The organism is Marinovum sp., from assembly GCF_048263515.1.
Taxonomy (GTDB): domain Bacteria; phylum Pseudomonadota; class Alphaproteobacteria; order Rhodobacterales; family Rhodobacteraceae; genus Marinovum.
Genome location: NZ_JBLXEC010000017.1, coordinates 85254 through 100496 on the forward strand (window position 1 = coordinate 85254; position 15243 = coordinate 100496).

Sequence of the window (15243 nt, forward strand, 5' to 3'; positions counted from 1 at the left end):
CCCGAATCGGCATTTCAGGTAGATTGGGCAAGCGCTATTCAGGCGCCACAGAGTGGCTTTTATGCCTTTACGCATACCCCTCGACCGAACTGCCCTTGTCCGTCTGATAGCCACGGCGGCCTGTTGCCTCGCCCTGCTCCTCGCCCTTCCCGCGCTTGCCGAGGTCGGCTCGGCGCTTCGCCTGAGCACGGATGTCCGGCGCGGCGATGCGCCCCTGACCGTGCAGTTCAGGCCGCTCGCCCGCACCTATCCGGCCGGCAAGATCGCCCGGGTCGAGATCGATCCCGGCGACGGCTCCGGCGCGATCGTGCTGCACACCGGCCGTGGCTGGTTCCGGCCGCGACCGCGCCATTCCTATGGAACGCCGGGCACCTATTCGGCCAGGCTCACCATGCTGACGGACGACGGCCAGCGGTTGACCACCCGCACAAGGATCACGGTCCTGCCAGCGACCCCGGCCGATCCTTCTGAGTTGCTGACGGCCACGCCGGTGACCGGCGATGCCCCGCATGAGGTGACCTTCAAGATCGGTGGCGCCACGTTGCCCTTTACCGCGCGCAGGGGCCGGCTCAGCTTTGGCGACGGTCAAGCGATATGGGTCATGCCGCATGAAACGGTGACCCACAGCTATGCCCGGCCGGGGCGCTATGCGGCGCGTCTCGACATTCGGGGGGATCGCGGCAACCGCGCACGGGCGCTGCGGGTGATCACGGTCGCTGAACAGGCGCGGCTGCGGTTCACCGTGGCGCCCGCCAGTGGTGTGGCGCCGGTCGAAGTGACGCTCCGGGCCAATGTCCCGCGGGGCGATGTCCAGCGCGCCGGCGTCCTGCAGGACGGGCGCGAGATTCTGGGGACCCAGGCCATCACCGGCCGCGCCGAGGGCCACCTGCGCCTCACCCTGACCGAGCCCGGCACCTACCGTTTCGAGCTGCGTGTGATCACCCGCAACGGCCGGCGCCACCGCGAGTTGAGAACCGTCACGGTCCGACCGGCAAATCTGGCCGACGCGGGGCCCACCTTCTATGCCCACGATGGCGGTGTCGTTCAGATTGTCCAGCAGGGCGGCTCCTTCGAGGCGATCATGCGGGCGCCGACGGTCGATCAGGCGCGCAAGGGATACGATATCCACACGGTCCTTGCGCGCGGCGCCTTTGCCAACCGGGCCTATTCAGCACTTCGACCGCTCGATCCCGACAATCCCGACAGCCCGCGCCGCCGGTTCTACGAAAGCCATCCGGTGCAGATCGCGGGCGGCACCTATCTCATTCGCGATGAGGATTGCCCCGATCAATGGGGGCAATACGCCTTTCACATCAATTACGACCCGGCCGGCAAGGCGACGGCGATTTCCGGCCCGGTGACCTTTGCAAGCTACACCACCCGCAGCGACCGGGCCCATGCGCGGCTCGGCCTGCCGCCGGGGTCGCCCGGGATTGTCGGCAATATCGCCTGGGTCAACCACCTGATCTCCATCATGCGGGCCGCCGGCGATTACAGCGACCGCCCGCATGAATGTGTTGCCTCGGATGCCGCCGACGACATCCGCCCCGCGGTCTTTACCCGGATTACCGAGGAAGAGGCCCGTGCGATTGCGCGCGAGAACATCGGCGCCACCCGTGATTTCGCCCAGATTGCCTATGACACCAGCGACCGGAGCGTCCCGGGCGATGGCACGCCGCGAAACCGCGACGCCGAAAGCGGCGAGACCGCCGTCAGCAGCGACCCGGTGATCCTGGCCAGTGGCGAGTTCATCGAGACCGCCACCGATCTCGAAGGGCCGGCGCCGCTGGGCCTGGGCTGGCGGTTCCAACGCACATACCGCAGCCAGTCGCTGAACCACACAAGCCTGGGCCATGGCTGGACGCACAATTATCAGCTCGCCCTGACCCGCGACAGAGAGGGCTGGCGGCTGCGCGACGAAAACGGCGCGCATGCGCTTTATGTGGCGTCGGGCGATGGCAGCTTTGCAACTGCCGACGGATCGCGGCTCGACATCGGCGAGACCCGGCGCCGGATCACCTTTCCCTCGGGCCGGGTCTACGACTTCCAGCCGGTGACCGAAGATCCCGACCGCTCGTATCTGGAGGCCATCGAAGACCCGACCGGGGCGCGGATGTCGATGGACTACGATCTGCTCGGGCGACTTGTCCGTGTGACCGATCCCGCCGGGCGGCAGGCGCGGTACAGCTATGACAGCAATCGCGGCTACCTTGTCGGGGTGACAGCGCCCGATGGCCGCGCGGTGCACTTCGACCATGACGCCCAAGGCAACCTGACGCGGGTCGCGCAGGTCTCGGCGGTCACCGGCGACACGCTTGCGGAAACCCGGTTTGGATATGCCGCGGTTGATGAGGCGGCCGAGGCCGCGCTGCGCCACAACCTGACCGAGATCAGGCTGTCGCCCGGCAGCGGTGGCGGCTGGGGCGTGATCCGGCTGCAATACGGCGCGGACCCCGAGGCGCTCGATTTCGACCGGGTGATCTGGCAGCAGACCGACACGCTTGTCGAAACCTTCGCCTATCGGCGGGGCGCGGACCCGGAGCAGGAGACCTTTGCCACCACCCTACAGGCCCCGGGGCGCGCCACCGAAGAGCATGTCTTTGCCCCGGACGGACGGCACCTTGGCACCAGCTATGTCCTCCCGGACGAGACCCTTCTGGAGACGCTGTTTCTGTATGACGCAGAAGGGCGGCGGAGCGGGCAGCAGTTCGCGGATGGATCGCGGATCGAGATCCTGCCCGGCTCCGATCCGGATGTCAGCGTGTTGCGCGAAACACCCGCCGAGACGCAGACCGGGGCGACAGACAGGCTGTGGCTCTATCAGTCGGAGCCGCGCTTCGGCCAGTTGCGGGCGATCTACGGGCCGTTCTCGGGCACCGTGCCGACCTTGGCCGAGGCCGCCCCGGCGCTGCAGATGCAGCGCGTCTTCGACTACGAGAGCGACGGCGGCGGCAGTCTCGGGCGGATCGTGAGCGAAGAGCGGAAAGGCGCAGACGGCACCACCCGGCGGATCGAGTACAGCTGGAACGAGGACGGGTCTCTGGCCGAGATGCGCCTGCCGGGAACGGCCCGCCGCACTTATGCCTATGACACATCGGGCGCCCTGCAGGAGGTGACGGATCACCTTCAGGATGGCAGCGCCTGGACCATCGCACGTTATGACTGGGACGACGCCGGTCGGCTGATCGGCGCGCAGCAGGGGGATGGCGTCTTTACCGGGTTCGAGTGGGACGCCGACGGGCGCATGGTCCGAAGCCTCGGGGCCGACGGTACCGAACGCCAATTCCACCATGACGGCGCCGACAGGGTGATCGCAGAAGACCTGAACGGCGCGCGGCGGGCCGAGTACGCTTATGATGCCTTTGGCCGGCTCAAGACGCGCCGGCTTTTTCGCGCCGAAGGCGAGCCCGTCGAAGAGCATTACGTCCACGACGCCTTTGGCCGCCTGATCGCCATGGAGGACCCGGCCGGGCGCTGGGAGCGTGACCAAGACCCCCTAGGCAGGACAATCGCCGAGCGCCTGCCGGACCGGCCGGAACGGCGATTTGCCTATGACGTCCTGGGGGCGCTGGTGCGCGAGGAAGGCGAGGGATGGTGGCTGACCCACCGCCACGACCGCGACGGACGACGGATCGAGACGCTGTTCCACGACGGCACCCGCACCAGCTTTGACCATGCCGCCGGGCTGCCGGTCCGCCAACAGAGCTTTTCGGCCGACGGCAGGCTGCTCGAAGACCTGCTGATCGATCCCGGCGATGCGACGCTGGGGGTCGCGCAGGCGCTGGGCGAGGCCGCGATCTGGAGCGGGCCGCCCGGTCGCGCCGCCCCTGCCCTGACGGCTTATGCGCTCTCCGATCTCGACATCGGGGTCGACGGCCGGCTGACGCGGTTCAAGCTGCAGGACGGGGCCGAATGGCAGATCAGATACACGCCGACCGGGCAGATGGCCTCGCTGGCGCGGAACGGCATCGAATATTTCGGCGCAAGCTTCGACGCGGCAGACACACCCACCTCGCTGCATTTCTACGGTTTCTCACCCCGTCAGATTGCCCGTGACGGGGGTGAGGTCGTCACCATCGACGGCCGTGGGGCGATCCTCCGCGACCGTCAGGATGTTTTCGGCAACCTCATCAGCCGGACCGCTCAACTGGGTGAGGCCGTGCAAACGCTTGATTTCGAGCGGGACGCGCTTGGTCGGATGATCGCACACAGCCGCGATGGCGTCAGGTGGCAGCGAGAATTCGGCGACGGGTCCGCGACCCGCGAGACCCTGACGCTGCCGGACGGTGCGCGCTATCACCTGACCCGGCGCCTCGATGACCGGGGCCGGTTGGTCGAGCGTGTGCTGCCGTCGGGACTTGCCCTGACCTTCCACTATCCGGATGAAGACCAGGTTGAGCTGTCGGTCAACGACGATGTGCTGAGCCTCACCTACGACGGCTCCGGCGCCCTCACCCGTGCTGCGTTGGGCACGGCAGAGATCACCTATGCCTATCCGGCGGCCCAGGCTCGGGACGGTCGCTTTTCCGTCGCGGTCAACGGGATGGTACTCCAGTCGCTTCAGATCGACACCGGCCGCGTGCGCGGCATCCATGATCCGATCAGCGACGAGGTCAGACCGTTCGCGCATGATACCGCCGGACGGCTGACGGCCGCCTTTGTGCCGGGCCCTGACTGGATGTCGGCGGACCGGTTCGCCTATGACGCCCTGGGTTCGCCGCTCGGCACCTCTGGCGAGACGATGCTGCCCGGGCATGGCGAGATGACGCATGCGGCGGCGCTGGACCCCGACGGACGGGTGCTTGGCATGACCGAGCGGAGCTTCCGGCGCGATGCCTTTGGTCAGGTGAGCGGCGCCGAGACCGGCGGCACCGAAAGCCGATATCTGCGCGACGCACAGGGCCGGGTTGTCTCTCTGACCGGCGCCGGCCTGCGCCATGACATCCTCTACGACGGCGGAACCATTGCCGAAGTGCATGGCGGAGATCAGGGGCCGGTGACATACATCGCCGACGCCAACGGCCTGCTGATCGCGCGTCACGTAGGTGGCACGACGGAGCTTCTGGCGCTCGACTACGGCGGCGCGCCGATTGCGGCAGTCAACGGCGACGGGACGATCACCGAACGGACCTATCTCTCGCCCTTTGGCCGGATCCTCGACGGCAGTTTCAGCGCCCTGCCCCCCGAGATGCCGCGCCCCTTGTTCCACGGCATGCTCTTCGATCCGCGACAGGCGCTCTACCTGACGCCTTACCGGGCCTATCTGCCTGAACTCGCCCAGTTCCTCGCGCCGGAACCGCTCGGGCCGCTGGCCTCGGTCCATCCCTATCTCTACGCGCAGGGGGATCCCTTCACCTATCGCGATGCCACCGGCGCTCAGAGCAGCGGGTCGATGCAGACCAACACCGACGGCGACGCGGCCCGAGGCTTTGTCACGGCAGGGCAGGATGCGCTTAACGCGGTTCCCAATAAGCTCAAAGAAGAGCTGAACGGGCGTATGGCTGACGCCGACCCTGGCAGGCGCAACCGGCAGGCCGGCGGCACACCGCCCGGCCAGGGCGAGAAACGGCGCGCCCGCCAGCCGGGACCGGACAGCTATACTGTCCCGCCGTCGCCACCGGAAACTCCGGAACAACGCCGCCAGCGCCGCGAACGCGAGGCCCTGCGGCAAGCCGCGCTCAGCGATCTGCAGCGCAACATCGCCGAACAAGAAGCGCGCGACCGTGCTGCGAATGCAGCGTTCAAGCGCAATGTCGGACATGCGCGCCACGTGCTTCCCGAGGGCATCGCGCAACGCTGGCTGCAGGCAGACGAGGTCTTTGCCCGGTCGTTCCCCCGTCTCTGGAAGGATGACGAGGTCCCCTGGGGAGAGCATGCCACCGGCCCGGTCTCAGGCAGCCCCGGCGATCCCCACGGGCTGTTGCGCGCCACCCTCGGCGGCGACCACCGGGTGCAGGGCCGGCGCGGTGATCGCCTGCGGTATATCTTCCGCAACCAGCTGGCGGTGCAGGCCCCGGTGCCCACCCCGCGCGAACAGGCCCGCCAGCCGGACCGCATTCCGCGACCGGGGGGCGTGTCAGGGCATATGTCGCCGCCAAAGCCCGCCGGCACCGCCCCGGAACCGCCCATTGCCCCGCCGACACCGACCCCCCGGCAGCCGAGAAAACCCGGCGGATTGCTCGGAGGGCTCTTCTGATGCGTCGCCGCCTCGCCATCGCTGCGCTTGTCATCTCCCTCGCCGGGGGCTCGGTGGCGGCGCAGGCGTACAGCGAAGTGGCGGTCGACAGCGATCCGCCGGGGGCCAGCGTCTTTCTGGGGACCGAGTTTCTTGGATTTGCGCCCGGCAAGGTGATGCTGCCGTCCGGATCGGGCAGTGCGGACCTCGTCATCCTGCACCCCGGCTTCGAGACGTGGACCCGCGAACTCGACCTCGCCGCTTTGCCCGGCACGGTCATGGCCAAGCTGGCTCCGGCTCCGGCGCGCATCCCGGTCACCGTCGCTGACGACCGCGACCCCGCCGCCGACGGCGAGATCACCCTGCGCGAGGCGCTGCTCTATGCCTCGGGCGTGCGCCAGCCGCAGGGCACCGACCAGGCGCGGATCGAGGGCACCCCGGGCGCCGGCCATGCCGACGAGATCGTCTTCGCCATCGCCGGTCAGGGCGAGGCCCCGGTCGTCACCGTCGAGCGACCGCTTCCCGCCCTGTCGGACGCCGGTGACAGCCTCACCGGCCCCTCGGGGCTGGCCAGCATTGCCCCCCACCCGGGCACCGAGGTGCGCGGGGCTGGACTGACGCTGCACCCCATGACCCGGGCCGAGAACCTGGTACTGGATGGGTTCGACATCGGTCTGCTGGCAACTGGCGATGGCACCATGACGGCCTCTGCCGTCTCGGCCCAGGGCGGCTTGGTCGGCTTTCATGCCACCGAAGGCGCGGAACTGCTGCTTGGCGGCGCCACATCGCTCAGCGCGTTCAGCGATGCCATGGCGACCCACGACGCCGTGATCGACGGCTTTGTCGAGCCGATCGCACGGACTGACACCACGCGGATCACCCTGCTGTCGGGCACCGCAGGATCCCCCGATGACACGATTGTCGAAGGCTGGTTGCGGCCGGGCGGCGACACGCATCTCTTTGTCAGGCGCCCCGATCCCATCCCCCTGACCGAGGTGCAGGGCCTGGAAGCCGAGACCTCGAGCTACGATCTCTTTCACATTTTCGGTCACGGCCAATCCGACCAGCGCTGGCCGCGCCATGTCTACGACGGGCTGGACGGCGACTATTTCCAATGGGACTTCAAAGGCGATCCAAAACGCGAATTCATGCGCGTGCAAGGTTTGCGACCGATGCGCAGCAGCGCCTTTCGGCTGCATCATCTGCAGGAAGGCAGCACGCTGCACCGCTACGCCTTTCTGCTGACCGACCGATATGGCCGCGAGCTCTGGTCGACCGAGGTCGCGTCTGACGGCGTCGAGGACCTGATCGAGATCGACCCCGGGCTGGATTTCTTCGGCTTCCGGATCAATGTCCTCGACGCGACCGGCAACGGCCCCGGCTTTACCGAGATCGAGGCGATGATCGAAGACACGGTCGCCTATCCGCCGCGCAGTTTCAGCCGGGGCCGGATTGTCTTTCCACGGCCGGTCTCGGGCACGCGTGGCATCCTTGAGATACGCGGCCAGCTCTTGATGCTCGAAGAGGCGCTCTTTGACGCCTTCGGCCAGCACGCGTACCGCCAGTCCCCGCTCCCGGTGAAAGAGCCCGGCGAGCCAAGGACCCAACGGTTGCCCGACACCGCCACCGGCGCCGACCTGACGCAGGCGATTGCTGCACTGGCGGGCGCGGGCCGCGGCATCGTCGAAATTCCCGGGACACTGACGATCGATGCTGCCACCGATCCGATCACCGGGGCAAACCTGACACTGACCGGAGGCGGCACACTCCAGAGCGTGGACGGAGCGCCGCTCAGGGTGACGTCGGCGGTACATCTGGCGCTGCATGACCTCGATCTGCAATCCGTTCCGCTGGTTTTTGACCGGGCCTATTCCGTTTCGCTGTCGCAGGTTTCGATCTCGGACGTCGATACCGGCATCACGGCGCAGACCTCGGATATCTCGGTCATTGAAAGCGAAATCCGGGGGGCCAAGACGGCTGTTCACCTGACCAACACCGCCTTCTTCATGACCGGGACCCGGATCGCGGATGTCGATCTGGGCGTCAGCGCGCATCGCGCCCAACCCGTGACCTTGCTCGACAATGACATCGCGGCCCGGCTGCGCCCCTTCGAGGTCCGCCCCGAAGGCTACGGTCAGTCCTATGTCAATCTGATCGGCAATCGTGGCACGCCGGCGGAGCCCGTCGACCCGGCGCCGGACGTGTCCTATCACCTGGCCGCGTCGCTGGTGGCGGAGAACGATCCGCCGTTGCTGAACTTCACCGAGGGACGGTTTCAGAACATCAGCCGACCGGATGGGATGGGCTGGAGCGTCGTCGACCTGCGCAATGGCACCGCCTCCTCGACCCTCCGGCTGATCGTGACCGACGACCCCCGGCTGCGCTGCCTGGCTCTGGCCAGCCTCGATCATCCGCCGATCCGCGCGCCGCGCGATCTGCCGCCGGGCTACGGCGTGGTGCTGCACGACAGGCCGGTGACACTTCATTGCACCCGCGGCAGCGAGAGCGCGACGGCGGTCCTGCCTGTCACCGGTTCGGATATGGCCAGCGTCGCCGAGGTCCGACTGTCGTTCGAGCCCGGGTTCGACACCCCCGAAGAGGGGCTCGCCTCGTCCGGCCTGCTGACGCTGGAGACGCGCGCCATCGGCCGGGGCGCTGCGCTGCCGCGTCTCGGAGGCCACACCCTGCATCGCTCACTGCGCAGCCTTGTGGACGCGCTGATCGACCTCGGTGATCCCGGCCGCGCCTTTGCCGAAAGCTACGCGGCGTTTGAGCTCAGCCCGGCCGACCGCATCCTCGCCGATCTTGCCCTCTACAGCGGCGACGCCTGGGCCAAGGCGTTGATGGCCGCGGATGACACCGACGGTGCGCTGCTGCTCTACCAGGACATCGCGGCCCTTGATCCGCCTTTGCCCGGGGCCGATGGCCTGTTCGACGCGATGCTGGCTCAGGTCGCCTTCACGCGTCTGGAAGCCGGTGACCGCGCCGGGGCCCGGCGGCTCTATCGCCGCTTGAGCGAGCGGCAGCCGGGCGACGAAGTGGCCCTGAAAAACATCCTCTACAGCTACCAGGAAGAGGCCCGCGCGATCCTCGAGGCCGAGGGCGTCGACGCCATGCTGGCCTGGACCAAAAAAGAGATCGGGGCGCAGCCGGGTGACCGTGACACGATCCTCGAGGTTGCGGGGGTATTGCTGACAAACGCCGCGATCGAGGCCTATGATACCGGCGCTTTCGAGCGCGCCATGGGGATGGCCGCGCAGCTATACCGTTGGCAGCCCAGTGCCGACGCGGGCAACATTCTGGCGGCCTCCTTTCAGGCCTTTGCGCTCGCGGCAGTCAAAGATGGCCATATCAGCACGGTGCTGTCCCGCTTCAGGGAGCTCGACGACGAGTTCGGCGACCAGGTCGACCTGGCCACCGCGGTCGAGGCCGCCTTTCTGACGGAAACACAAGAGGCCATCGCGCGCGGCGACATCGATTCTGCGCTGGCGACTGTCAGGGCCCTGCACGAGGTGGCGCCGACACAGCAGTCTGAGGACTTTCTCGTCTGGGCCTACCAGGAAAAGGCGATGCAGATCGCCGACCGCGACGGGCCAACCGCGGCGCTCGACTTCATCGCCGCGCAGACAACCACCCTAGCCGTCGGCGCCGCGCTGGCCGAGGCCGCCCGCGTGATCGGCAACAACAGCTGCATCGCTCTGATGGAAGCGGGAGATTTCGACGCGGCAGAACAGGTCCTCCTCAAGGCTCTGGCCATAACAGGCGCCGACGTATCACTCGAAGCGCTGCATCGGGTGGTTCTGGCGAACTGGGCGGTGGAAGCCGCCAACGGCGGTCGTCCCGAGGAAGCCCGCGCCGTCGCGTTGCGGGGGCTCGCGCGGTTCCCGCAGGAGCCGATATTTCAACAAGTCTTGGATTTCATTGCGAATTGACAGGAGCTGAGTGATGGTCAAAAGAACGCTGAACCTCGTCGTTGCAGCCATTTCCAGCGCAAGCCTGGTCCTGTCCTCCACGCCGCTCCCCGCCCAGCCCGCCACGCCCGACCGCGACGAGGCGAAAGCCGCGCTGGCGGCGGTGTTCCTGCAGATCGATGACATGCGGCGGCGGGTCGATGACAGCGCTTTCGATCCCGATGCCATGGCCTATGCCTTGGGCGACGATCCCGGGGCGCTCTTCGACTTTGTTCAGAACGAGATCGCCTATCACCCCTACCCCGGCCTGCTGCGGTTCGGCAGTGGCACCCTGATGAACCTGGCCGGCAACACCTGCGACCAGGCGCTCTTGCTGGGCGAGATGCTGGACGCGGCAGGCGAGACGGTGCGCTACGCCAGCGCGCCGATGACGCCGGAGGTGCAGGAGCGGCTCATGGCGCTGGCGCATCTGCCCGCGACCGCCTTGACGGCCCCTGCGGCCTTCGAGCTGCCAAGCTTCCAGGACCAGAACGACCTTTATTGGCTGGGGTATTCCGACGAGATGATCGACGAGGCGGTGGCGGAAAGCGTCTTTCAGACCTACGCGTTCAGCCAGGAACTCGACAGCCTGTTTGCGATCAGTGAAGAGTTGATCGGGCCGCAGCTCGATGCCGCTCTGGCCGGCGCCACGAGGCCGGCGCGGCCGGTCCAGCAGACCCATTGCTGGGTGCAGCACCAGTCCGGCGACAACTGGCGCGACCTCGACCCCGCTGCCTGGTGGATGCCCGAAGGGCAGGCCGCCCTGACCGCAGCAGAGGTCCACGCCGAGGGGCTGCCCCTCGATCTGGCGCCGACACTCTCGGTTGTCATCGAGGTAGAGCGCATCCGGGCTGACGGCACGCCGGGGACCATACGGATCCTCGATGTCTCTTCCTCGCTGTTTCGGCAGGTCAACGAATTCTCGCTCGTGGTGATCCCGACGCTCCTCGAAGAAGGCGCGCCCGATCCAGAAGGCGGCCATTCCGCCTTTTCGCTGATGGCCTCGCTCAACGGCCGCACCGCGACCAGCGCGCCGTTTGATCTGTCCGGCAATGCACCACCGCCAGAGCTGGCGGCGCCGCCCTCCGCAATGGATGTCATCGGAGGAACGATTGACTGCCTCTTCGGGTGCCCGAGCGAGGACCCGCCCCCTTCGGAGGGGGGCGGCGGTGGATTGTTCGGCGGTGGCGGTCTTCTGGGTGGGGGCACCCCGCCGCCGGAGCCCGAGGCCGAGGCCGATGCCGAGCCCGAGACACCAGAACTGGCGCAGGGTCTGCTCGGGCTTACCATGACCATCGGCCTGACCAACGCCGCCGGCGATACGGTCACCGAGCAACGGGTCCTGGCCAGCCACCACCCGGGGCTCGACGCCGAGGCTGCGCTGGCTGACCTGCAACGCCAGATGTCGCAATCCTACGAGGCGGTGATCTGGGGGGGCCGCATCGAGACGGATTACCTGAACGCGGTTGAACTGGACGCCCTGCTCGAAGCGCGGACAACGCTGGAAATTCTGCTCGACGCTCAAGGTGATGAGGCACCCTCGCACGACATCGAAGCTCTGATCACCGACCTTGATCTGCCGAATGTCGGCCTGCTGGAGTTTGCCAGGTTGCGCGGCGCGCTTGTCGAACAGGCCGCCATGCGCGACCTCGGCACCCAAGTGCACGTCGGTTTCCCGCAGATGTTCGCCCAGCGGATCGGCGGGTTGCCGGAGGCCGGCCCCTCCGGCTTTGGCCAGAGCTTCGACATCCTGTCCAACGGGTTGGTTGTCGACGGCCCCGACGCTGCGCTGAAACACGCCCGGTTCGGGATCGCCGACACCCTGATCGAATACCTCGGCACCGGCGGCGGGGATGCCGCGAACTTCTACCGTCAGCTGGTGGCGGCAGTGGATGCCGGCGCAGCGCTTGGCCTGAGGACCGCCGAAGACAGCGAGGCGCTGGCCGCCGCCGATCTCGATCCGACGACGCGCCGCATGCTGGCGGATGATCTGTCGCGGGGATATTCCATCCTCGCGCCCCCCCGGGCGCAAACGATCGCAGACAGCCCCCGGTTTGCCTGGCTGCGCATTGATCCGGTCACCGGCGAGACCCTGGGCCGTGGGGCTCATGGCGGTGCCGCCGGGTCCGAAACAGCCGTGGTCAACGCCGAGCCGGCGCAGCGCGCCAAATGGGTCACTCTGCTGATCCATGCCGGGATCGCAGTCGGTGTTTGTGCGGCCATGCATGTCGCCACGCCCTATCTCAGCCAGGCGTCGGCCTGGATGGCGAACGAGCCCGGCGGCCCGCTGGAGGACCCCCGAAGCCCCGCCCGCCAAAGGGCCGACTTCATTCTTTGCCTGGGTCTGGCCGTCGCATTGACCGGGGCTTTCACCCTGGTGCGTATTTTCGGGCCGCGGCTGGCAGCCACGCTCGGCATCGGCTCCGGGGCGGGCCTCTCGGCGGCCGCCAGAGGAAGCGGACGGACCCCGCCACCCTCGGGGGCACGGCCGCAATCGATGCCGCCGCGCCCTTCGGCCCAGGGTGGGCGTTATGCCAGGGTCACCCCCAATTCGGCGCCCGAGGTCGGTCAGGGCACCAGCGGACGGCCCAGCGGCAGCCGCGCCGGCAGCGGCCACAGCGCGCGCCCGCCAGAGGGACGTCGCAGCGGCAGCACCATCGTCGACGTGCCGCAAGGCCGACGCTCCGGCAGCACGATTGTCGACCAGCCGGCCCGTGGCACCAACCCGCGGTCCGGCGCATCGCTTGACGGAAATCCCGGCCCGCAGCCGCCGCGAAACAGACCGCCGAACCAGCGCACGCCCAGCGAAAACTTCGACCTTGTCGTCGAAACGCTCTTCGGCCGTCGCGCTGTCGCAAGTCACGACATGTCGGTGGCACGCGGTCGCTGGCACGCCATGTCTCCGGCACAGCGACGTGCGGCCTATGACACCTTCCGTCGACTTCAACGCGCTGATCCTCTCGGCCATCCGCAAAGGCAATTCCAGCGTGCCATGGAAACCGGCCACAACCCGCATGCCTCGCCCGCCGCGCAACTGGCCAACGTGGCGATGGATGTCGGACTGGCAGAAGGAAGCGCCGCCCCCAACCTGGGCATCCACCTGCGATCGCTGGCCCGCGAAGCCGGGGTCAGCCCGCAGCAGATGCGCAGCCTGCTGGAAGCGCGATTCGTCGAACGGGGCGGCGCGCCGCACCGGGTGCAGGTCGGTCCGGACGGCTTTGTCAGGCTCATCGAGCCACAACCCCACTACGAGCGCCTGACTCCGCATGAACGTCAGCTGGCCGAGATGTCACCGCAGCGCAACCCGCGCAACGCGGCAGAGGACGCAAGGGTTCGCGCGGCCTTTGACAAGGAGCGTGGCCTGACCCTGGAAGAAAGCGTTGCCGGCCAAGCCCACCACAACGAAGTCCCGCCGCAGGAGTATCTGAACCGCAGCGGCCTGACGCGGGCCGAGGGCGAGGCGCATGTCATCCGCTACCTTGAGAGCCGCAACCTGAGCCCGGCGCAGGCACGGGCCGAGGCCAAGGCCTATTTCGATCAACTGCCGCCGGAGACGGGGTCCGCAGCGCCCCGAGGGCCGTCGCGTCCGCCGGGTGACGGCCCGCCGCCACCGGGCAGCCAGACGCCGCGTGGCGACCGGTCCACCCCGCCACCTGAACGCGGTGCACGGTCACCCTTCGAGTCGGCCGACCGCGCCCCCGACCAGGCCCGCTACAGGCCTGATCAGGTGCGCCGCGCCAATGCCGAGGCCAATCGCGTTGCGCTCGAGCCCGAGCAAATGTCCCAGATGGCCGCGAGCGGAGAGACCATCCGGATGACTCCGGCCGAACTGCGCGCCGTTGCCGAGCGCACCGATGCCCTGCGCCTGACGCCAGAGCAGCAGCGCCTGGCGGCCGACGGCGCCCCCTCGGTGCCCCTGACAGAGGGACAGGTCCAGCAGATGGCCCGCTCCGGTGAAACGGTCCGGATGTCGCCGACCGAGCTGCGTGCCGTCGCCGAACGCTCTGACACCCTGCGCCTGACACCCGATCAACGGCAACAGATCACCAATCTCGAAGGCGCCCCGCCGCCAGCGCGCACGCCGCGACCGACGGCGGCGCAGGAGCGGCGCAACCCGAACCTGCCGCCGGAGCGCGAGTTTCAGACCGCCGAGGCGGCAGAACGCGCCCAGTCCCCGGACGGTCTTCTCGCCTCGGAACGGCTGCGCATCGAGGACCTCAACCGCAGGATTGTCGACAATCAGATCGAGATGGTTCCCGACACACACCAGACCGCGCATCTGGCCGAGCGCACCTTCCTGAGACACGAGCGCAGCATCGTGCAGAGCCGCGGTCAGGCGTTTCGCGACCGGCTCGCCCTGCGTGAACGGCAGGCCTGGGCCGGCCGGCACGAAATTCCCGCCGGCAGCCGTCAGGCCGGGCGGTCACAGCAGCACGTGAACGGTGGCAGGCTGCCGCAGCGCGAACTGGTGGTCGGTGACAAGGACTACCTCGGGAGCATCATGGGCGACACGCGGTTTCAACCGACCCAACCAGAGGTCTTTGTCGACACGATCAACGGGCATGTCCGGACGATCCTGCAACAGGGCCGCTTTCCCGCCTCGGGCAACAACAGGCCGGTGATGCTGCACGAAGTCTCGCCGGGGAGGTTTGTCGTGCGTGACGGCCGCCACAGGCTTGTCGCGTCGGAAATCGCGTCCCGCCTGACCGGGCGGCCGCTGTTGCCACGCGACGTGGTGCCAGGCTCGGGGCTCGAGCCGATCATTCCCGCCGAGCATCTTCTGCTGACGAAAGCCGGCGACAAGCGCGTTGCCGTGACCCGGAGCGAGAAGTCCTGGAGCCGGCTTGGCGTGCAGTGAAGGGACCCTGCCCTGTCGAGATCGGCCAGCAGACGGGGCGATAACAGGTTGCAGAGGTACCGGCGACCCCGAATGGCAGGGGTCAAGGGCATCGTGTGTTCATCAACGGTGAGGAATATGCTACAGACACAACAGACCAATATCCCGGATTGCTTGCGTCAATCAAATGTCGGGGGAATTGGTTGTGAACAGGCGTGCAATTTTGACCCCGTAACGGGGTGATCGGCGTCCAAAAATGACCCCCTTACACTGATGTGGAT

3 protein-coding genes are annotated in these 15243 nt (G+C 67.9%); all 3 read left to right on the forward strand.

The features are described 5' to 3' along the window. Positions 1-61: 61 nt before the first annotated feature. The 3 genes from ACN0SE_RS15365 to ACN0SE_RS15375 are packed head-to-tail and all read left to right on the forward strand — an operon-like array spanning position 62 to position 14983. Positions 62-6196, forward strand: coding sequence for a DUF6531 domain-containing protein (locus ACN0SE_RS15365; RefSeq protein WP_417525412.1), 6135 nt, complete (start codon positions 62-64; stop codon positions 6194-6196). Next, on the forward strand, positions 6196-10107 hold the full coding sequence (locus ACN0SE_RS15370) for a PEGA domain-containing protein (RefSeq protein ID WP_417525413.1): 3912 nt from the start codon (positions 6196-6198) through the stop codon (positions 10105-10107). The genes ACN0SE_RS15365 and ACN0SE_RS15370 overlap by 1 nt, the downstream gene beginning before the upstream one ends. A 10-nt stretch (positions 10108-10117) precedes the next feature. After that, on the forward strand, positions 10118-14983 hold the full coding sequence (locus ACN0SE_RS15375; protein ID WP_417525414.1) for a hypothetical protein: 4866 nt from the start codon (positions 10118-10120) through the stop codon (positions 14981-14983). Positions 14984-15243 lie beyond the last annotated feature (260 nt).

Coding starts and splice junctions, on each gene's coding strand:
- ACN0SE_RS15365 (WP_417525412.1), top strand. CDS start 62: ATGCCTTTACGCATACCCCTCGACCGAACTGCCCTTGTCCGTCTGATA.
- ACN0SE_RS15370 (WP_417525413.1), top strand. CDS start 6,196: ATGCGTCGCCGCCTCGCCATCGCTGCGCTTGTCATCTCCCTCGCCGGG.